General features: G+C 68.4%; 22 protein-coding genes. All 22 read right to left on the bottom strand.

The features are described 5' to 3' along the window. Window positions 1-154 precede the first annotated feature (154 nt). The 22 genes from fliR to fliD all read right to left on the bottom strand — a co-directional run bounded on the left by fliR (window position 155) and on the right by fliD (window position 18,498). A complete protein-coding gene (fliR, locus tag ACO6VK_RS13910; protein ID WP_017356084.1) occupies window positions 155-946 on the bottom strand; it encodes a flagellar biosynthetic protein FliR in 792 nt (263 codons plus the stop codon). 13 nt (window positions 947-959) lie between these two features. Next, window positions 960-1,229 (bottom strand): flagellar biosynthetic protein FliQ, encoded by a 270-nt coding sequence (locus tag ACO6VK_RS13905; RefSeq protein WP_017356083.1) that lies wholly within the window; start codon window positions 1,227-1,229, stop codon window positions 960-962. Window positions 1,230-1,236: 7 nt separating this feature from the next. Continuing rightward, window positions 1,237-2,019 (bottom strand): flagellar type III secretion system pore protein FliP, encoded by a 783-nt coding sequence (fliP, locus tag ACO6VK_RS13900; protein WP_422508065.1) that lies wholly within the window; start codon window positions 2,017-2,019, stop codon window positions 1,237-1,239. A gap of 1 nt (window position 2,020) precedes the next feature. After that, on the bottom strand, window positions 2,021-2,407 hold the full coding sequence (gene fliO / locus ACO6VK_RS13895) for a flagellar biosynthetic protein FliO (RefSeq protein ID WP_422508106.1): 387 nt from the start codon (window positions 2,405-2,407) through the stop codon (window positions 2,021-2,023). Window positions 2,408-2,418: 11 nt separating this feature from the next. After that, window positions 2,419-2,757, bottom strand: coding sequence for a flagellar motor switch protein FliN (gene fliN, locus ACO6VK_RS13890; RefSeq protein ID WP_422508063.1), 339 nt, complete (start codon window positions 2,755-2,757; stop codon window positions 2,419-2,421). After that, complete coding sequence (gene fliM / locus ACO6VK_RS13885) at window positions 2,754-3,761, bottom strand: flagellar motor switch protein FliM (protein ID WP_422508061.1); 1,008 nt, start codon at window positions 3,759-3,761, stop codon at window positions 2,754-2,756. Before fliM ends, fliN begins: the two co-directional genes overlap by 4 nt. Before the next feature lie 9 nt (window positions 3,762-3,770). Beyond that, the gene (locus ACO6VK_RS13880; RefSeq protein ID WP_422508059.1) at window positions 3,771-4,301 is read right to left on the bottom strand and encodes a flagellar basal body-associated FliL family protein; all 531 of its coding nucleotides are present in this window, start codon (window positions 4,299-4,301) and stop codon (window positions 3,771-3,773) included. Window positions 4,302-4,409: 108 nt separating this feature from the next. After that, window positions 4,410-5,609 (bottom strand): flagellar hook-length control protein FliK, encoded by a 1,200-nt coding sequence (locus ACO6VK_RS13875; RefSeq protein ID WP_422508057.1) that lies wholly within the window; start codon window positions 5,607-5,609, stop codon window positions 4,410-4,412. Continuing rightward, window positions 5,606-6,064 carry a flagellar export protein FliJ gene (gene fliJ / locus ACO6VK_RS13870; protein ID WP_422508055.1) on the bottom strand — a complete coding sequence of 153 codons (459 nt, stop codon included), beginning with the start codon at window positions 6,062-6,064 and terminating at the stop codon, window positions 5,606-5,608. The genes ACO6VK_RS13875 and fliJ overlap by 4 nt, the downstream gene beginning before the upstream one ends. Window positions 6,065-6,067: 3 nt before the next feature. Then, window positions 6,068-7,450, bottom strand: coding sequence for a FliI/YscN family ATPase (locus ACO6VK_RS13865; RefSeq protein WP_422508053.1), 1,383 nt, complete (start codon window positions 7,448-7,450; stop codon window positions 6,068-6,070). Further along, window positions 7,447-8,082: a FliH/SctL family protein gene (locus ACO6VK_RS13860; RefSeq protein WP_422508051.1), complete on the bottom strand. Its 636-nt coding sequence runs from the start codon at window positions 8,080-8,082 to the stop codon at window positions 7,447-7,449. Before ACO6VK_RS13860 ends, ACO6VK_RS13865 begins: the two co-directional genes overlap by 4 nt. Then, window positions 8,079-9,065: a flagellar motor switch protein FliG gene (gene fliG, locus ACO6VK_RS13855; RefSeq protein WP_422508104.1), complete on the bottom strand. Its 987-nt coding sequence runs from the start codon at window positions 9,063-9,065 to the stop codon at window positions 8,079-8,081. The genes ACO6VK_RS13860 and fliG overlap by 4 nt, the downstream gene beginning before the upstream one ends. 10 nt (window positions 9,066-9,075) lie before the next feature. Then, window positions 9,076-10,722: a flagellar basal-body MS-ring/collar protein FliF gene (gene fliF / locus ACO6VK_RS13850; protein ID WP_422508049.1), complete on the bottom strand. Its 1,647-nt coding sequence runs from the start codon at window positions 10,720-10,722 to the stop codon at window positions 9,076-9,078. A gap of 12 nt (window positions 10,723-10,734) precedes the next feature. Continuing rightward, window positions 10,735-11,097: a flagellar hook-basal body complex protein FliE gene (gene fliE, locus ACO6VK_RS13845; protein ID WP_422508047.1), complete on the bottom strand. Its 363-nt coding sequence runs from the start codon at window positions 11,095-11,097 to the stop codon at window positions 10,735-10,737. Between the two features lie 304 nt (window positions 11,098-11,401). Then, window positions 11,402-12,895 carry a sigma-54 dependent transcriptional regulator gene (locus tag ACO6VK_RS13840; protein WP_422508045.1) on the bottom strand — a complete coding sequence of 498 codons (1,494 nt, stop codon included), beginning with the start codon at window positions 12,893-12,895 and terminating at the stop codon, window positions 11,402-11,404. Continuing rightward, window positions 12,892-13,269 (bottom strand): response regulator, encoded by a 378-nt coding sequence (locus tag ACO6VK_RS13835; RefSeq protein WP_422508043.1) that lies wholly within the window; start codon window positions 13,267-13,269, stop codon window positions 12,892-12,894. Before ACO6VK_RS13835 ends, ACO6VK_RS13840 begins: the two co-directional genes overlap by 4 nt. Window positions 13,270-13,282: 13 nt before the next feature. After that, on the bottom strand, window positions 13,283-14,692 hold the full coding sequence (gene rpoN / locus ACO6VK_RS13830; protein ID WP_422508041.1) for an RNA polymerase factor sigma-54: 1,410 nt from the start codon (window positions 14,690-14,692) through the stop codon (window positions 13,283-13,285). A 264-nt stretch (window positions 14,693-14,956) separates the two neighbouring features. Then, window positions 14,957-15,589, bottom strand: coding sequence for a response regulator (locus ACO6VK_RS13825; RefSeq protein WP_026070519.1), 633 nt, complete (start codon window positions 15,587-15,589; stop codon window positions 14,957-14,959). 87 nt (window positions 15,590-15,676) lie between these two features. After that, on the bottom strand, window positions 15,677-16,258 hold the full coding sequence (locus tag ACO6VK_RS13820; RefSeq protein ID WP_422508039.1) for a PilZ domain-containing protein: 582 nt from the start codon (window positions 16,256-16,258) through the stop codon (window positions 15,677-15,679). Beyond that, on the bottom strand, window positions 16,255-16,569 hold the full coding sequence (locus ACO6VK_RS13815; RefSeq protein ID WP_422508037.1) for a hypothetical protein: 315 nt from the start codon (window positions 16,567-16,569) through the stop codon (window positions 16,255-16,257). The genes ACO6VK_RS13820 and ACO6VK_RS13815 overlap by 4 nt, the downstream gene beginning before the upstream one ends. After that, entirely contained in the window at window positions 16,569-16,985 is a 417-nt protein-coding gene (gene fliS, locus ACO6VK_RS13810; RefSeq protein ID WP_422508035.1) for a flagellar export chaperone FliS, read from the bottom strand. The genes ACO6VK_RS13815 and fliS overlap by 1 nt, the downstream gene beginning before the upstream one ends. Before the next feature lie 157 nt (window positions 16,986-17,142). Further along, entirely contained in the window at window positions 17,143-18,498 is a 1,356-nt protein-coding gene (gene fliD / locus ACO6VK_RS13805) for a flagellar filament capping protein FliD (protein WP_422508033.1), read from the bottom strand. Window positions 18,499-18,653: the final 155 nt, after the last annotated feature.

Raw genomic sequence — 18,653 nt, 5'->3', positions numbered from 1 at the left:
TGGTCACCGAGGGCGCGCATTGGCACCCCCACCGGCAGTCTCCCCATGACTCCGATGAAACGAACGCTACCTGTGAAGACTACCGCGATCCCCGGGGGGTCTCGCAAGGGGCGCGGCGCAAATCCGTGACGGAACGTGCATCGCGCCCTGCGGCTCAGTGCGTCACGCCGTCGGCGGCCTGGAACGCGGCGTCGAACAGGCGCTGTACCGGCGGGCCCATTTCACCGGCCAGCACGGTCAGCAGGAACAGGCCGAGCAGCAGGGCCACCGGCAGGCCGAGCTGGATCGGGTTCAGGGCCGGCGCTGCCCGGGCCAGCACGCCGAAGGCCAGGTTGACCGCCAGCATCGCCACGGTGAGCGGCAGGGCGAGGGTCAGCGCGCCGCGGAACACCTGCAGCAGAAAGGTCGGTGCGGCACTCAGAAACGCATCGACGTTGGGCAGCTCGGCACCGATCGGCACGGCCTTGTAGCTGTCCATCAGCAGCGAGATCAGCGCGAGGTGTCCGTTGGACGTGAAGAACAGCAGCCCGAACAGCAGGTAGAACCATTGCCCGATCACGCCCGAACTGCCGCCGCGCAGCGGGTCGCTCATCTGCGCGAAGGCCAGGCCGGTGCCCTGGGCAACCAGCTCGCCGGCCATCGCGCCGGCCTCGAACACCAGGCGCAGCAGGAAGCCGATCGACACGCCGATGGCCAGTTCGCGCGCGATGCTGAGCACGGTGGCGGCATCGAACCCGGTCCAGGCCGGCACGGGCGGTAGCATCGGCGACAGGGCGATGGCCAGCGCGCCGGCCAGCATCACCCGTACCCGCTGCGGCACCGCACGGGTGCCGATCAACGGCATCGCCATGACCATCGCGCCGATGCGCAGCATGGTCCACAGGATGGTGCCGATCATGCCGAAGGCCTGCAGGCCGTCGGCAGCCATCTGGGTGGCCGAATCCATCGAGCGTGCCTGCCTAGCCGATGAGGTGGGGAATGCGCTGGAACAGCAGCGTGGTGTATTCCACCAGGTGGCCGATCAGCAGGCTGCCCAGCGCGAACAGGACCGCTGTCAGTGCGGCGGCCTTGGCCACGAAGGCGATGGTGGGCTCGTTGAGCTGGGTGGCGGCCTGCACCACGCCCACCACCACGCCGACGATCAGCACGGTGAGCAGCAGCGGGCCGGCGACCCACAACACGGTGATCAGGCCACCGCGCAGTTCGGTAAGGGCAAGTTCGGGCGTCATGGCGACCTCAGACGGCGTTGAAGCTGGCGGCAAGGGTGCCGACCACGAGGACCCAGCCGTCGACCAGCACGAACAGCAGGATCTTGAACGGGGCCGAGACCAGCATGGGCGACAGCATCATCATGCCCATCGACATCAGCACGCTGGCCACGACCAGATCGATGATCACGAACGGAATGAAGATCAGGAAGCCGATCTCGAAGGCGGTCTTCAGTTCGCTGGTGACGAACGAGGCCACCAGCACCGGGAACGGAATGGCATCGGGGCTGGCGTAGGTGCCGTGACCGGCCATGCCGGCGAACGTCATCAGGTCGGTCTCGCGGATCTGCGCCAGCATGAAGGCGCGCAGCGGCTGGGTGGTCAGCGTCCAGGCGGTCTGGAAGTCGATCTCACCGTTGAGGTAGGGCGCCATGCCACTGCCCCAGGCCTTCTGCCAGACCGGCAGCATCACCATTGCGGTCAGGAACAGGGCCAGGCCGAGCAGCACCTGATTGGACGGGGTCTGCCCGGTACCCAGCGCCTGGCGCAGCAGGCCCAGCACGATGATGATGCGGGTGAAGGCGGTCAGCACCAGCAGCATCGACGGGATCAGCGTGATCGCCGTCATCAGCAGCAGCGTCTGCAGCGGCAGGCTTACCGGCTGGCCGCCGATCTTGCCGACGTTCACGTCCGGCAGCGACGGCGTCCCCGGCAGGCCGGGGGCGGCCCAGGCCAGTGCCGGCAGCGCGCACAGGGCCAGCAGCAACAGCAGGGGCAGGTAATGGGTCCAGGAGTTACGAGGGCCACGCATGTCAGGAGTCCTTGCGCAGCCGCTGGTGCAGCATCTGCGCGAAATTCGGCAAGTTTTTGAAGTCCGGCAGCCGCGCCGGGGCAGGCGTCGGCAGCGGTTCGGGCAGGCGGTGCAGGGCGTTGATGCCACCGGCGGTGACGCCGAGCAGCAGCTGCTCGCCGTTGACCTCCACGACCACCACGCGCTCCTTGGCGCCGACGGTCAGGCTGGCCACCACGCGCAGGCCTTCGGCAGGGCGGAAGCCGCTGCCGGGCATGCGCTTGAGCACCCAGCCCAGGCCGACGATCAGGGCCAGCACCGCCAGCAGCGCCAGCACGGCACCGAACATGCTCGGCGCGGCGGCGGCGTGCTGGCCCACCTTGGCGGTGGTGGTGCCAGCGGCAATCAGCGCCCAGGCGCTCAACGCAGTCTCCGGATCCGTTCGCTCGGGCTGACCACGTCGGTCAGGCGCACGCCGAAGCGATCGTTGATGACCACCACTTCGCCATGCGCGATCAGGGTGCCGTTGACGAACACGTCCAGCGACTCGCCGGCACCGCGTTCCAGCTCCACCACCGAGCCCTGGTTGAGCTGCAGCAGGTTGCGGATCGGCAGACGCGCGCGGCCCACTTCCAGCGACAGCGTGACCGGGACATCGAGGATCACGTCCAGGTTGAGGTCGGTGCTGCCGGGGAGCTCGTCGGACTGCAGGGTGGTGAACTGGGCCGGTGCCGGCTCGTTGGTGTCGATGTCGTTCATTGCGGGTCTTCCTGGATTACGGGAACGCGCGGGCGGACGCCCGGGGGGTGGGTGGCGGTGATCTTCACTGCGTTGCTGCCGTTGGCGATGCCGAACTCGCCGGTGAACACCGGGATGTTCTCCACGCACACCGGCACCTGCGCCGGCAGCTCGATCGGCAGGATGTCGCCGATCTTCAGCCGGGTCAGTTCGCGCAGGCTCATGCGCTTGCTGGCCAGCACGCTGGACAGGGTGACCTCGGCGATGTTGAGCTGTTCGCGCAGCATCACGCCCCAGCTGGCGTCGCGGTCGTTGCGGTCACTCTGGATGCCGGCGTCGAGCAGCTCGCGGATCGGTTCGAGCATCGAGTAGGGCAGGGTGACGTGGATGTCGCCGCCGCCGCCGTCGAGTTCGACGTGCAGCCGGCAGACCACCACGTATTCGCGCGGCGTCACGATGTTGGCGAAGTGCGGGTTGATCTCGGAGTTGATGTACTCCAGTTCCACGTCCATCACCGGCGCCCACGCTTCCTGCAGGTCGGCGAAGGTCTGCTTGAGCAGCAGGTGGATCACGCGCATTTCCGTGGCGGTGAACTCACGGCCTTCGATACGGGTCGGGTAGCGCCCGTCGCCGCCGAAGAAGTTGTCGACGATGGCGAACACCAGGGTCGGCTCGAATACGATCAGCCCGGTGCCGCGCAGGGGCTTGAAGCGGATCAGATTCAGATTGGTCGGCACGTACAGCGAGTGCATGTAATCGTTGAATTTGATCAGCTCGATGCCACGCACCGACAGCTCGGCCGACCGGCGGATCAGGTTGAACAGGCCGATCCGCCACAGGCGGGCGAAGCGCTCGTTGACCATCTCCAGGGTCGGCATGCGACCGCGGATGATGCGGTCCTGGCTGGCGAAATCGTAGTTGCGCGCCTCGCCGGGGGGCGTTGCATCAATATCGGTTTCCACCGCACCGGAGTCCACGCCGTGCAGCAGGGCATCGATCTCGTCCTGGGAAAGCAGGTCATTCATGGCATGCCCTTACTGGGTCACGAAACTGGTGAACAGCAGTTCGTCGGCGCCCTTGGTGCCGGTCTCGGCCTTGAGCAGCTTCTGCACTTCGGCGAGCGAGGCGGCCTGCAGGCGCTCCTTGCCGGCGCGGTCGGCGATCTGCGCCGGCTCGACCTGCGAGAACAGCATCAGCAGCTTGGCGCGGATGGCCGGGGCGTGGACCTTGATCGCCTCCATCGCGGCCGGATCACGGGTCATCAACTGCACTTCCACCTGCAGGTAGCGCGGGCCGTCGAAGGAGCCGTTGAGGTTGACCACGAACGGCGGCTCCAGGCCGAAGTACTGCGCCGGGGCCGGCACGCCCTTGCTGGCGGTGGCCTTGGCCGGCTTTTCGTCATGAGTAGACTGGGTGAAGTACCACACACCACCGCCGGCGGCACCGGCGGCGAGCACCGCGACCAGGGCGGTGATCAGAAGCGGACTACGGGGCTTGGCGGCCTTGTCCTTTTCGGCGGATTTCTTGGTTTTGTCGGCGGCTGCGGCCACGAGGGGAAGCTCCATTGGATTGCTTCCTGGCTACATGCAAAGGCTGTGCCTGAATGGCCCCGGCCGCGCTTGCCGGAAAATTGACGGTGTGGGTACCGACCGTTGGCCGGTACGCCTGATGCGCTACGCGTAGGCGTCAACCAACCCACGCTGGCGCATCAGCTGCGCGGTGCTCACGGTGGTTTCCACGCTGCCCGAATCGTGATTGCCGCCGACACCGCCGCCGCGCTCGCCCTGGCCGCTGCCGTCCTTGCCGTCCTGGGCCGTGTGCTGGTGGCCGACGTCGGCGTTGCCCAGCTGGAAGCCCTGGTCGTTCAGCAGTTCGCGCAGGCGCGGCAGGGTGGATTCCAGCGCGTGGCGCACGTCGGCGTGGGCGCTGGTGAAGCTGGCGTGGACCTTGTCGCCGTCCATCTGCAGGCGGACTTCGATCAGGCCCAGGTCGTGCGGGGTCACCTTGATGGTGGCGTGGCCGATCTTCTGGTCGGCCAGCCAGCCGATGCGCGCGCTCATTGCCTCGTCGAAGTCCTCACCGCCCACGTGCGGGGTGGCCGTTGGGCTGCCGCTGAACGGTGCGGTCGCGGCCGGCGACTTGAGGTCCGCCGCGGTCTGCAGGGCGTGCAGGAAGGGCGTGGTCGGTGCGTCGCCGTCGGCGCTGCTGCTGGCGATGGCGTCGGCCAGCGCGTTGGGCAGGGCCAGTTCGTCGCTGACCTCGGCGTCCAGCGGCAGGGCGATCGGGCCCGGTTCGCCGGCGTTGCCGGCTGCGGTCGCGGCCGGCGCGGCCAGTGCCGGACCCGTGGCCGTCGGTGCGGACGGCGTCACCGTCGGCAGGGTGTTTGTGTTGGCCGCCACTCCCGGGGTACTGCCGGTGAGTGCACGCACTGCCGCTGCGGTGCCGTCTGCCGCAGGCGGAGCGAGGCCGCTCAGGGCCAGACCGGCCAGGCCCAGCGGCGGCCACGCGACGGCCTCGGTGGTGGGGTCGGTGGCGTCGGTCTCGTCGGTCGGCTTGCTCGCATCCGCGGCCGTGGCCGGTGCCGGTGCCGTGCTGTCGTCGGTCGACGGCTTGCTGGCGCTGTTCCGGGGACCGTCGGGCTTCGGCCGCGCGGTGTTGTCCTGGGTCGCACCGTTGGCACTGTCGGGGCTTTTGGCCTTCGGCTTGTCGGCGCCTGCGGTCGGACGCGGCGTGTCTTTGTTGCCGTTGAGCAGCGCGTCAAAGTCCCGGCGGTTGCCGCCCGCGCTGTTGGTGCGCGCGGTGCTGCTGCCCGCGCCGGTGCCGCCGGTCGGGGAGGACGGCGCGCTGCCGCCAAGCAGGGTCGGGGACGTCACGGGGTGCCTCCGGTGTCGGTGTCCGGCGCGTTGGCCAGGCGGCTGCGGCGTGCGCCGATGTCGTCCATCTCGCGCTGGTCGCGGCGGTCGGTCAGCACTTTCTCCTGCGCCCGGTAGCTGGCGGCCAGCTGTTCCAGCACCTGCTTGTCGCGGCTGGCCAGGATCAGGCGCGCGCGCTCGGCTTCGACCTTCTCGCGGTTGGTGTCCACGGTCTGGCGCTGCTGCGCCACCGCGCTGTCCAGGCGGTCCAGGAACGCGCGGCGGTTCATCAGCTGGGCCGGGCTGGTGGCTGCCATCTGGGCGTTGGCGTACTCCTCGGCGTACCGGCGCAGTTCGTCCAGGCGCGACAGATGGGTGTCGAGCATGCGCTGGCGCTCGGCCAGGTCACGGGCGACCTCGTCTTCGTGGTCCTGGGCGCGCTTGAGCAGGGGATCGATTCGCTTGGACTGGATCATGGTTTAAGTCTCTGGTTCCACCAGCCGCTTCAGTGCGGCCTGGCTGTGCGGCAGGTCGGCAGCCTTGCCGACGTCCTGGCCGAGGAATTCAACAATGTCCGACCAGCGTTCCAGCGCTTCGTCGGTGGCGGGGTCGTTGCCACGCTGGTAGGCGCCGATGGCGATCAGGTCGCGGTTGCTGGAATACGCCGAGACCAGCCGTTTGAGCTTGCGGATACGCAGGCGCCACGGCTCATCGGCGATTTCCGTGACCACGCGGCTGACCGAGGACTCCACGTCGATGGCCGGGTACAGGCCGCTGTCGGCGACCCGGCGCGAGAGCAGGATGTGGCCGTCGAGAATGGCGCGCGCGGCGTCGGCGATCGGGTCCTGCGGGTCATCGCCTTCGGTCAGCACGGTGTAGAAGGCGGTGATCGAGCCGCGCCCCTTGGCACCATTGCCGGCGCGCTCCACCAGTGCCGGCAGTTTGGCGAACACCGACGGCGGGTAGCCGCGCGTGGTGGGCGGCTCGCCGACCGACAGGCCGATCTCGCGCTGGGCCTGCGCGAAGCGGGTCAGCGAATCCATCAGCAGCAGCACATTCAGGCCCTGGTCGCGGAACCACTCGGCGATCGCGGTGGCGCGGTAGGCGCCGTGCAGACGGGCGAGCGGCGGGCGGTCGGCCGGGCTGGCCACCACCACGGCGCGGCGCAGGCCTTCTTCGCCGAGGGTGGTTTCGACGAAGTCGCGCACTTCGCGGCCACGCTCGCCGATCAGGCCGACCACGATCACGTCGGCGGCGGTGTAGCGGGTCATCATGCCCAGCAGCGTGGATTTACCCACGCCGGAGCCGGCGAACAGACCCACGCGCTGGCCACGGCCGATCGGCAGCAGCGCGTTGATCGCGCGCACGCCCACGTCCAGCGGCTGGGTGATCGGTTCGCGCGCCAGCGGGTTGATCGATACGCCGGCCATGCCCACGGTGCCTTCGGCACGGATCGGCCCCTTGCCGTCCAGCGGCACGCCATCGCTGTCGATCACACGCCCCAGCAGGCCTTCGCCCACTTCCACGCCGCCCCGTCCCAGTGCAGGCACCACGCGGGCATTGGGCAGCAGACCGTGCAGTTCGGCGCTGGGCATCAGGTAGGTGCGTTCGCCGGCGAAGCCGACCACTTCCGCATCGACCCAGCCGCCGTCCATGACTTCGACCTTGCAGCTGGCGCCCAGCGGCGATTCGCAGCCCACCGCTTCCAGGGTCAGGCCCACCGCGCGGCGCAGCACGCCTTCGCGGATGAGGCCGCGCCCGTGCGCGGTATCGGGCTGGATGCCGTCCAGCCGCGCGGCCAGGCGCAGGTTGCGCGCGGCGGCCCAGTCGGCGGCGGGGGCGGGTACGGTGTCGGTGTTCATGCGCTGGCTCCGGCCTTGCGGATCACGGCATCGAGCGCGCCGCGCAGGCGTGCTTCCAGGGTGCCGTCGATGCGCACCGCCTCGGCATGCACGCGCAGATCGCCGCGGCTCAGGCTGAGGTCCGCGCTGAGGCGCTGGTGCGGGGCCAGCTGCAGCAGCGGGGTCAGTGCGGCGATATCGTCCGGGTGCAGGCGCACCTCCACCTCGCGCGTGGCGCCGCCGACCGCATCGATGGCTTCGCCGACCAGCTGCGCCAGCAGGGCCGGGTCGGCCTCGTAGGCGCGCCCGACCAGGGTGCCGGCAATGCGCACGGCCAGTTCGCCGAGCGCGGCGACCACTTCATTCTCCAGGCGCACCAGCGGCCGGCTGAAATTGTCCAGGATGCCTTCGATCTGTGCCGCCAGGCGGCGCACTTCGGCCTGGCCCTGCGCGTGCCCGTCGGCGTGGCCCCGTTCAAAGCCGTCCTTCTCGGCGTCGTCCTGGATCTGCTGGATCTCTTCCAGCGTAGGCAGTTGCAGCACCGGCTCCGGTTCGTGCTCCGGATCGGGCTCGGTGAGTTCGAACATCTCCTCGACCGGCGGTTCGGGAACCGCCAGCAGATCCGGAGCGAGCCAGCGGACGGCGTTGTTCACAGCATCGCCTCCGCATTGCCGCCGATGGTGACGGTGCCTTCATCGGCCATGCGCTTGACGATCGCCAGGATCTCGCGCTGCGCGACTTCCACATCCGACAGGCGCACCGGGCCACGGGCTTCCATGTCTTCGAGCAGGATTTCGGCGGCACGCTGGGACATGTTGCGGGTGATCTTGTCGCGCACCTTGATGTCGGCGCCGCGCAGGGCCAGGCCGAGGCGCTCGCCGCTGACTTCGCGCAGCACCAGCTGCAGTTCGCGGTCTTCCAGGTCCACCAGGTCGTCGAACACGAACATCAGGTCCTGGATGCGGCCGGACAACGGCGCGTCGATGCGCGCGATCTCGCCGAGGATGGCCTGGTCCTGGCCGCTGTCCATGAAGTTGAGGATGTTGGCCGCGCACTGCACGCCGCCGATGTTGGACGACTTCAGATTCTGGTTGCCGGCGAACTGGCGCTCCATGATCTCGTTGAGTTCGTTGAGCGCGTTCGGCGGGATGCCGTCCAGGGTGGCGATGCGCAGCAGCACGTCCACACGGGTGCGGTCGGGCAGCAGCTTGAGCGCATCGGCGGCCTGGTCGGTTTCCAGGTGGGCCATCACGATCGCGATGATCTGCGGGTGCTCGTTGCGCACCAGGTCGGCCACGGCACGCGGGTCCATCCACTTCAGCGCGTCCAGGCCGGTGGTGTTGCGGCCGAGCAGGATGCGGTCGATCAGATTGCCGGCCTTTTCGCTGCCCAGCGCCTGCACCAGCATGTTGCGGATGTAGTCGTCCGAGCCCACGCCGAGCGAGGTCTTGGAGCCCAGCTCGCTGCCGAACTGGTCCATCACGCGCTCGACCTGCTCGCGGGTGATGTCGGTCATCGTCGCCATCGCGATGCCGATCTTCTGCACTTCCTTGGGTTCCATGTGGCGCAGCACTTCGGCCGCGTCCAGTTCGCCCAGCGACAGCAGCAGCACCGCCGCGCGCTGCACGCCGGTCAGGGGAGGGGCCTCAGTCATTGGCCACCCAGCCCTTGACGACCTGCGCCACACGCTTGGAATCGGTCTTTACAGCTTCACGCGCCATGCGCAGTCGTTCCTCGTAGGAGTCCACCGGCAATGCCAGCGTTTCATGTCCGCCCGCGTGGTTGCGATCGTTGCCCAGCGCGGGCAGCGCATCGCCGTCCTCGACCAGGTGTACGTCGGCGCCATGCGGTTCCAGTTCGTCTTCGTCCGGCTTCTTGGCCGTGCCGGTGATGGAGCGCAGTGCCGGGCGCAGCACGCCGAACACCAGCGCCAGCACCACGATCGCACCGAGCAGCAGACGCAGGCCGTCCTGCACCTGGGGCAGCTCCCACCACTTCGGGCCTTCGACCGGGGTGACCTCACGGACGAACGGCGCGTTCATCACCGACACGGTGTCGCCACGCTCGGCATCGAAGCCGACCGCCTGCTTGACCAGGGCCTCGACCCGGGTCAGCTCGGCCGCCGACAGCGGCTGCTCGGTGGTTTTGCCGTTGGCGCCGGGACGCGGCACGTTGTCCATCAGCACCGCCACCGAGACGCGCTTGATCCGGCCGGCCGGCTGGCGGGTGTGCTGCAGGGTGCGGTCCAGCTCGTAGTTGCGGGTGGCGTTCTTCGACGACTCGGTCGGCGCCTGCGCGGTAGCCGGTGCCGCTGCCGCCGGGCCCGGCGGGGTATTGCTGGTGGCGCCCGGGATGCCCTGGGGCCCCGGCACGTTGCTGCTGTTCTCGCTCAGCTGTTCGCTGCGCAGCTTCTGCGGCTCGCCGTTGTACAGCTCACGGGCTTCCTCGATGACCGAGAAGTCCATGTCCACGCTGACTTCCGGATTGACCCGGCCCGGGCCGGTCATCGGCTCCAGCAGCTCGCGGATGCGCTGGTTGAAGGAGGTTTCCTGGCGGCGGACCTGTTCGAACTGCGCGGCATTCATCGCCGCATCGCTGTTCGGATCGGACACGCTCAGCATGCGCCCGCTCTGGTCCACCACGGTGACCCGCTCCGGTGCCAGGTCCGGGATGCTGGCGGCGACCATGTGCACGATCGCGTCGATCTGCCCGCGTTCCAGCTGCTGGCCGCCACGCAGTTCCAGCACCACCGAGGCGCTGGCCACGTCGCGCTGACGGGTGAAGGCGCTCGGCTTGGGAATGGCCAGGTGCACGCGCGAATCGCGCACCGGACGCAGGGTGTTGATGGTGCGCGACAGCTCGGTTTCCAGCGAGTGCTGGTAGCGGGCGTTCTCCATGAACTGGCTGACGCCGAAGCCCGGGTCGCGTTCCATCAGCTCGAAGCCGAGCCGGCCGCTGTCGGTCAGCCCGGAACCGGCCAGCTTCAGCCGCGCGTCGTGCAGGTTCTTCTCCGGCACGGTGATGCCACCGGTGGCGGCGTCCAGCTCGAACGGAATCTGCGCGGCGCGCAGCAGGTCGGTGGCCTCGGCGGTGGCCTTCTGGTCCAGCCCCGTGTAGAGCGGCACCATGCCGGGCTTCTGCGACCAGAAGAACACGAACAGTCCTGCCGCCACGGCCACGGCGATCATCGCCATCAGTCCGAGCCGACGGGTGATCTGCAGGCTTTGCAGCCGGTCGAACCACTGGCCCGCCTTTTCGGCGTTCAGGGATTCCTTGGTAAGCGACAGGGCCATGCGTTTCTATCCTTACAGCGGCATGTTCATCACGTCCTGGTAAGCCTGGACGAGACGGTTGCGGACTTCCACGGTGGCGCGGAAGGCGATCTGGGACTGCTGCGAGGCGACCATGACCTTGGCCAGGTCGGCGCTGGGATCGCCCAGCTCGAAGGCCTTGGCCAGCGCGCCGGATTTCTGCTGGGCGTCGTTGACGCCGGCAATGGCGCCACGCAGCGTTTCGGTGAAGCTCGGGCCCTGGATCTCCTGCGGCGACACCAGCCCCTGGATGGCATTGCTCTTCGGCGCTTCCGTCAGCGGACTGACGGCCGACTGCCCCATCTGGGTCTGGAAGGTGCGGATCTGGGAAAGGACGGAGGTAACGGAGTGCGACATCTGGAACGTTCCGAATCTGGGGATGGGGGTTTCGAGTGAATACGTTGCAAGCCCCGTGCCGAAATCAGCCGATGATTCAGTTTTGTCGTGGTGGCGGGCACTTACGTATTCAGCGCGGCCCCCATCCTCCCTGCCGCGAGTGGCGGTGCGACGGAATGTCGCTGCGGCGCGATGACGCGGCGGCCGGTGTCGGATGCCCGGCGTCGGAAAACCGGCGGCCGCCACCGCGAGGTGCCGCGCCGGCGCCAGAACGCAGAAGCCCGGGACGGGCCCGGGCTTCGATGGTGCGGCGGCGGTTGACGGATCAGCTCGCCAGTTCGGTGTGGTCGCGTTCGATGCCGTACTTGCGCAGTTTTTCCACCAGCGTGGTGCGGCGCAGGCCGAGCAGCTGGGCGGCGTGGGCGACCACGCCCTGGGTACGCTCCAACGCTTCGTTGATCAGGTTCAGTTCGATGTTGGCCATGTGGTTGCGCAGGTCCAGCCCAGCGTCGGGCAGGCCCGGTGCACGGGTGACCGGGCCGATGCCGTTCTCCAGCGGCGGGGCATTGCCCGGTGCCGGGGTATGGAAGGAGAAGCTGCGCAGGTCCAGGCGTTCGTCGGCCACCGGGGCCGGCGCGGCCACGGCAACGACGGCCGGGCTGAAGTCGCCGCGGTAGCGGGCCGGCAGGTCCTGTACGCGCACGTTGCCACCGGGATGCAGCACGGCCAGGCGCTCGACCAGGTTGGTCAGTTCACGCACGTTGCCCGGCCACTCGTAGCTGGCCAGTGCCTGCAGGGCCTCGGCGCTGAAGCGCACTTCGCCGCGGCCGGTGCGGGCCAGCTGGGTGGCGATGGTGGTGACCAGCGCCGGCAGGTCTTCGCTGCGTTCGCGCAGCGCCGGGACGTCGATCGGGAACACGTTGAGGCGGTAGAACAAATCCTCGCGGAACTTGCCGTCGGCGATGCGCGACTCCAGGTCGCGATGCGTGGCGGCGATCACCCGCACGTTGCAGCGGATGGTCTGGTTGCCGCCGACGCGCTCGAAACTGCGCTCCTGCAGCACGCGCAGCAGCTTGACCTGCATCGGCAGGCTCATGTCGCCGATTTCATCGAGCAGCAGGGTGCCGCCCTCGGCCATTTCGAACCGGCCCTTGCGTGCGCTCAGCGCACCGGTGAAGGCGCCTTTTTCGTGACCGAACAACTCGCTTTCAAGCAGGTCGGCCGGGATCGCGCCGCAGTTGATCGCCACGAACGGTCCGTCGCGGCGCGGCGAGCGCTGGTGGATCGAGCGCGACACCACTTCCTTGCCGGTGCCCGATTCACCCAGCACCAGCACGGTGGTGTCGAACGCGGCGACCTGCTCGATCATCTGGCGCAGGGCGCTGACGGCCGCGCCGTCGCCGGTCGGGCCCTGTTCCTGCACGGCGCCGGCCTGGTGCTCGGCATCCAGGCGCTTGAGGCTGGCGCGGCGCAGCAGGCCTTCCATCTGCGCGTGGCGCAGCGGCGCTTCCAGCGGCCACACATTGGCTTCGTGCAGGCCATGCTGGTGGGCGAAGGCGGTGGTATCGCCATCGATCAGCATCACCGGCGGCGGCAGCGAGCTCTGCCCCAGCCAGGCGAACAGGGCGTCGCTGCGCTCGTTCGGGTCCAGCGCACCGATGATCACCGCCATCCAGTCGTTCTGGCGGTGGCGGACGGTGTCGATGTCAGTCGCGTCGGCGACCCAGCGCGGGTTGAAGTCCATGAACTCCAGCAGGGCGACGGTGCGTTCGGCGCGGACGGCGTCGTTGTCCAGTACCAGGATGCGCGACTCACTCATGATCCATTCCCCTTCAGGCCTTCCAGGATCGGCATGACTTCCTGGATGTAGGACAGCTTGCTGACGAAGTTGTCGGCGCCGGCGCGCAGCGCGTGTTCACGGTGTTCGGCGTCATCGAAGTGACTGGCGATAACGATGTACGGTGCGTCGTCCTGCGACTTGATCAGACGGGTGGCCTGCAGGCCGCCCATCTCGGGCATGGCCAGGTCCATCAGCACCACCTTCGGGCGCAACGACTCGGAACGCTCGATGGCTTCCAGACCGTTGCAGGCGCTGCCGATCACGTCGAGCCAGTCCACCTTGCGGAAGTGGCGCATGGCGGCGTTGATGAAGCCCTCGTGGTCGTCGACCAGCAGGACGGTGAGCTTGTTCATGTCGTTCATTCCTTCAGCCCACGCGGGCCAGTTGCGGGGCCCTGGCATTGGCCCGGCGGCGTTCACGCGCCGGGGCGATGTCCAGTTGTTCGCGGTATTTTGCAACGGTACGGCGGGCGATGTTCACGCCCTGACGCGACAGCAGGCCGGCAATGGCCTCGTCGGCGAGCGGCCGGCCGGCCGGCTCGGCATCGATCAGGCGGCGGACCATCGCCTTTACGGCCTGCCCGGAGACGCTGGCGCCTTCCAGGCGCACCGCGAAGAAGTGCTTCAGCTCCAGCGTCCCGCGCGGGGTCTGCAGGTACTTGCCGGTGGTGATGCGCGACACCGTGGATTCGTGCATGCCGATCGCGTCGGCCACTTCCTTCAGGGTCAGCGGCGCCATCGCCTCTTCGCCGCGGGTCAGGAAGCCGGCCTGGCGCTCGATGATCACCCGCGCGGTGCGCAGCAGGGTGTCGTAGCGCATGGACAGGCCACGGGTCAGCCAACGGGCTTCCTGCAGCATGTCGCGCAGCGGCTGGGCGGCGTCGCCGGCCTCGCCAAGGGCCTGTTCGTACTGGGGGTTGATGCTCAGGCGGCGGCTGGTGGCCGGGTTGAGCGCCACGCGCCACTGCCCGTCGGCGTGCCAGGCGATGACGTCGGGGATGACCACGCCATTGCTGTCCGGCAGCAGGCTTTCGCCCGGGCGCGGCTGCAGCGAGAGGATCAGGCGCACCGCTTCATGGATATCGGCGATCTCCGCGTCCAGTTCGCGGGCCAGCGCGGCGTAGTCGTGGCTCGCCAGGGTGACCAGGCCCTCATCGAGCACGCGCAGCGCCAGGTGCCGGGCTGGGACGCGGCCGGGCAGGGCGCGCAGCTGCACGCACAGGCACTCGTGCAGGTCCTGTGCGGCCAGGCCGACCGGGTCGCCGTGCAGGATGTACTGACGGACCGCTTCGACGCCCTCGGCGTCCACGTCGCACAGCGCGCTGGCCAGCAGCTGCAGCTGTGCGAGCGGGGCGTCCAGGTAGCCGGCGTCGTCGCAGTGTTCCAGCCAGAAGGCGGCCACGGCCAGTTCGCGCGGCGCCAGCTCCAGCGACAGACGCTGCAGGGCGCGCAGCTGCGGGTCGCTGGATTCGCCGGCGGCCACGCGCTGCATGCGGTCGTCGTCGCCGTCCTGCCAGCTGCTGCCGGCCACGTCCCACATCGAGCTTTCCGGCAGTTCGTCGAACGCGGCCACGTCCTGGGTGGCTGCCGCGGTCTCGGTGGCATCGGCGCGCTCTTCTGCGGCCTCGTCCAGTTCCAGCAGCGGGTTGGTCTCCAGCGCACGCTGGATTTCCTGTTCCAGCTGCATGCCATTGAGCTGCAGCAGCCGGATCGACTGCAGCAGTTGTGGTGTGAGGTGTAGCTGCTGACCCATCTGGGTCGAAAGAGTTGCTTTCACGTCCGTTCCCCGTCGGCGCCGACTCCCCGGCGCGATCTGGAACACATCTTGCTTCTGTTCCCGCATCACCGGAATCAGGGGGTTCCTGAGTGGGGTCGTCAAACTCCCGACAGCGTGTAGGGATTTTCCTGACAGGTGTCGGGTTCTTTGACGCTGTCCGTGCCGTTCTGCCTGTATTGGCGGGACGCGGGGGGCTGCCTGCGGAGCAATAAACCGACGCGTTCGCCCTGGCGGGGTGCCAGGCGTCGGAGAGCCGTCGCCGGCTTACTCCAGTTCGTGCTGGTGACGGGCGGCCAGCAGCAGCAGATCGTTGGCGCGGCGGCAGCCCAGCGACTCCATCATGCGGGCGCGGTGGGTTTCCACGGTCTTGACGCTGATGCCGAGGTCGGCGGCGATTTCCTTGTTGCTTTCGCCCTTGCCGATCTGGCGCAGGATCTCTCGCTGGCGTGGCGACAGCGCCGCAATGCCGACCGGCTTTTCACGGCCGAGCATCGGCGCAAGCATCTTGGCCGAGATCTGCGGGCTGAGGAACACCTGGCCGGCGTGTGCCGCGCGCAGCGCCAGTTCCAGCTCCTGCGGGGCGGCATCCTTGACCACAAACCCGACCGCACCGCGATCGAGCGCATCGCGCACGTGCACGGCGTCGTCATGCATGGTCATCATCACCACCCGCGAGCCGGGCGCGCGCAGCAGGATGTCGCTGAGCGCCTCCAGGCCGGTACGGCCGGGCAGGGACAGGTCCATCAGCACCACGTCCGGTGAATGCTGGACGGCCATCTGCAGGGCCTGCTCGGCATTGCTGGCATCGGCCACCACCTCCACGCCGGCAAAGCCCTGCAGCAGGCGGCCGAGGCCGGCGCGGACCAGGGTGTGATCGTCGACGATGAGAACGCGCACAGGCAGGCAGGGAAGCGGGGAATGCGCCACCTTAACGGAGTGGCGTGAAACCGCCAAGGTCCATCGGTAACGGTCGGGACCGTATGGTCAGCGCAGACGCCGTGCTTCGGCGATCTGGCGGCGATGCAGGCGGAACAGATGGCGCTCCAGCGCCATCTCCAGGCCATCGCTCAGCCCTTCGAAGCGCAGCCACAGAAAGTAGGCGCCCGAGCCGTTGGCCGCCTCGGCGAGTGCGGCCACCGGGAGATCGATATGGTCGGGCAACCAGTCGCAGGGCTGCAGGCGGATCACCCCGAGCGCGCCGGGGTTGGCACCGCTGCGCACGCCCAGCTCCAGGCGGATGCCGCGCCGCGACCAGCGCAGGGGGCGCAGCGGCAGGTCCTGGGTCTGCTGGCGGACCAGCCGGCCGAGCAGCACCATCGTCAGGTCGAGCTTGGCCTCCAGCCGCTGCAGCTGCAGGGTGGCTTCGCCGCGTTCGTCATGGCCGTCATCGCCGCGCGCGTCTTCCACCAGCGCCACGCTGCGCAGCAGCGTCTCGGCGCTGCCGGGACGGATCACCGCCGAGCCCAGGCGGAACTCGGCGGGCAGCGCGACCTCGCAGCTCAGCGTCTCATCGAACAGCTCGCTTTCGGCCGGGTGATGGATGTCGCTGGCGCGCAGGTCGGTCATGTCAGGGATTCTGCCCGAAGGTAGGCGAGGGACGCGCGAACGGCGCGGCGGTCGGCGTTGAGGTGCCGGGCCGCTTCGTCGCGGCGTGCCGCCATGCGCAGGGTGAGCTGCTGCTGGCGGGCGATCAGCCCGTGCAGGTCGGCCGCCTCGATGCGCGCATCGTGCTCGGCCAGGTGGCTGCGCACGTCCGCGTCGTAACGGTCCATCAGCTGCTGGGTGAGGTCGTGGTCGTCGCCTTCCACGGCCGCTGCCAGGCGCGCCAGCGCCTCATGCAGCGGGCGGAGCACGTCGACCGGGCCGGTGTCGTCCATCAGGCACCCGCCGCGGCGGGCTGGCGCTGGTCGTGCGGGATGGCATTCCAGGCCGCATCGATCTCGGTGAGCAGTTGCAGGGCTTCCTGCAGCGCGCTGGCGTCGTTGTGCAGATTGGCTTCGGTCAGGCGCTGCATGACGTAGTCGTACAGGGCCGAGAGGTTGCCGGCGATCTCGCCACCGGCTTCATGGTCCAGCGAGCCGTTGAGGTGGCCGACGATGGCGCATGCTTCGCCGATCGCCTTGCCCTTGCGGGCCTGGTCGTTGCGCTCGAGGCAGGCTTCGGCCAGGCGGATGCGCTCGCAGGCACCGGACAGCAGCAGGGCCACCAGTTTGTGCGGATCGGCGTCGGTCACGGCGGTGGATACGCCGACTTTGCGGTACTGCTCTGCATACTGACGGCTGGAACCGTACATTCGAAGTGTCTCCTCTGTTCCTGGGGCCACTGTGGTGGGCGGCCCTCGGTAGCGCCGGGCTTTGCCCGGCGAGCCCGCCGCTCGGGTCGAGCAGCGGGTGATGCCATGAATATCGGCGCTGCAGCGCTGAAACTTGAGCGCTGCGGCGTGGCCGCACTCAGCTGTTCTTCTTGGCCAGCTGCTGGCTCAGGTTGTCGCTGGTGGTCTGCATCTGGGTGACCAGTGTTTCCATCGCGGTGAACTGCTTGGTGTAGCGCGTGGACACCTGCACCATGCGCGCGTCCAACGCATCCAGGCGCTTTTCCAGGTCCTTGATCTGCTTGTTCAAGGTGTTGGTGCGCTGGGTGATGGTGCCCGTTTCCTTGTCCAGGTTGCTCTTCAGCAGGGCGTCCATCGAGGCGCCGATGATGCCCTGCTTGCCGAACAGGTCGGCGACCGAATCGGGGTCCTTGCCGATCGCCGTTTCCATCTTGCTGCTGTCCAGGCTCAGGCTGCCGTCCGCAGCCAGGGTCACGCCCATCGCCTTCAGGCCGTTGATGTTGCTGCTGAACTGGCTGCGCAGCTGCTGCTGCAGGCCGCGCACCATCGCATCGCCGGTCAGGGCCGAAGCGGTCTTGGTTTCGGCGTTGTAGGCGCTGGACGACTTCAACGCCGAATTGATGGCGTTGTAGGCGGCCACGAAGGCCTGCATGTCGGTCTTGAGCGAGGTGTTGTCGCGGGTGACGGTCAGCGTCTGGGTTTCGCCCGGCTTGGTCCCGGCCTTGGTCAGGGTCAGGTTGATGCCCGGTACGATATCGCTGATGGTGTTGGAGCTGGAGGTGCGGGTGAAGCCGTCCACCACCACCACCGCGTCCTTGGGGTCCACGGTCTGGCTCATGCCCGAGGCGGCGGTACCGTCGTAGGTCAGCCCGGACAGGCCGCCGTTGCCGCCGGAGGTGCTGATCTTCAGTGCGCCCTTCAGGCCGCTGTCCACGGCACTGAGCGTCAGATGCTGGCCGTCGTCGGCGGTGATGACGCTGGCGGTCACCACCTTGCCACCGGCGGCCTTGTTGATCGCCTTGGCGATGTCGGACAGCTTGCTGTCCTCGGCGATGTCGATTTCCAGGGTCTTGTCGCCGTAGGCAATGGTCATCTTGCCACTGCCCACCACCACGTCCTTCTCGAACGCGCCGGAACTGAGCTTCTGGCCCTGCGCCAGCGATTTGACCTCCACCTGGTGGACGCCCGCGGTGGGCGAGGGCGCCCCTTCGGTGGTGTCCATCACGGCGGTGAAGTTGGAGTCGGTGACGGTGCTGGTCTTGTAGGCCGGTTTGTCGGCGCTCTTGATCAGGTTGGTCAGCGCGGTCTGCAGATTGGTCAGCCCGCCCTTGAGGGTCGCCAGCGCCGACAATTTGGCGTTGGCGGCCTGGCCGGCTGCGTTGATCTGGTTGTCCTGCGGCTCGCGCTCCTTGGCCACCAGCTGGGCCACGAAGGCGGGGATGTCGAGGCCAGTACCAATCGAACCAATAGCCATGTCTGCAATCCTGTAGTCAATGTGGGCGCGGAGACCGCCTGCGCTTCCTGCAGGTGATATCGGCCCGGAACGGGGAGGCTTGAGCCCGGCCGCCAGGCGCCGGGCATGTTGATGCAGAGCAGACTGCAAGTGCCGTGCCAGTCCAACGAAAAAAC

It is taken from the genome of Stenotrophomonas sp. GZD-301, assembly GCF_049310345.1.
In the GTDB taxonomy this organism is placed as follows: Bacteria; Pseudomonadota; Gammaproteobacteria; order Xanthomonadales; family Xanthomonadaceae; genus Stenotrophomonas.
The sequence above is the reverse complement of the archived record's forward strand: the minus strand, read 5'-3'. Positions and strand labels throughout refer to the sequence as shown.

Bases quoted from the DNA above. Each gene is read 5' to 3' on its own strand.
- fliR (WP_017356084.1), bottom strand. From the start codon at position 946: ATGGATTCGGCCACCCAGATGGCTGCCGACGGCCTGCAGGCCTTCGGC.
- ACO6VK_RS13905 (WP_017356083.1), bottom strand. From the start codon at position 1,229: ATGACGCCCGAACTTGCCCTTACCGAACTGCGCGGTGGCCTGATCACC.
- fliP (WP_422508065.1), bottom strand. From the start codon at position 2,019: ATGCGTGGCCCTCGTAACTCCTGGACCCATTACCTGCCCCTGCTGTTG.
- fliN (WP_422508063.1), bottom strand. From the start codon at position 2,757: ATGAACGACATCGACACCAACGAGCCGGCACCGGCCCAGTTCACCACC.
- fliM (WP_422508061.1), bottom strand. From the start codon at position 3,761: ATGAATGACCTGCTTTCCCAGGACGAGATCGATGCCCTGCTGCACGGC.
- ACO6VK_RS13880 (WP_422508059.1), bottom strand. From the start codon at position 4,301: ATGGAGCTTCCCCTCGTGGCCGCAGCCGCCGACAAAACCAAGAAATCC.
- fliJ (WP_422508055.1), bottom strand. From the start codon at position 6,064: ATGATCCAGTCCAAGCGAATCGATCCCCTGCTCAAGCGCGCCCAGGAC.
- ACO6VK_RS13865 (WP_422508053.1), bottom strand. From the start codon at position 7,450: ATGAACACCGACACCGTACCCGCCCCCGCCGCCGACTGGGCCGCCGCG.
- fliF (WP_422508049.1), bottom strand. From the start codon at position 10,722: ATGGCCCTGTCGCTTACCAAGGAATCCCTGAACGCCGAAAAGGCGGGC.
- fliE (WP_422508047.1), bottom strand. From the start codon at position 11,097: ATGTCGCACTCCGTTACCTCCGTCCTTTCCCAGATCCGCACCTTCCAG.
- ACO6VK_RS13840 (WP_422508045.1), bottom strand. From the start codon at position 12,895: ATGAGTGAGTCGCGCATCCTGGTACTGGACAACGACGCCGTCCGCGCC.
- ACO6VK_RS13835 (WP_422508043.1), bottom strand. From the start codon at position 13,269: ATGAACAAGCTCACCGTCCTGCTGGTCGACGACCACGAGGGCTTCATC.
- ACO6VK_RS13820 (WP_422508039.1), bottom strand. From the start codon at position 16,258: ATGACCGACCTGCGCGCCAGCGACATCCATCACCCGGCCGAAAGCGAG.
- ACO6VK_RS13815 (WP_422508037.1), bottom strand. From the start codon at position 16,569: ATGGACGACACCGGCCCGGTCGACGTGCTCCGCCCGCTGCATGAGGCG.
- fliS (WP_422508035.1), bottom strand. From the start codon at position 16,985: ATGTACGGTTCCAGCCGTCAGTATGCAGAGCAGTACCGCAAAGTCGGC.
- fliD (WP_422508033.1), bottom strand. From the start codon at position 18,498: ATGGCTATTGGTTCGATTGGTACTGGCCTCGACATCCCCGCCTTCGTG.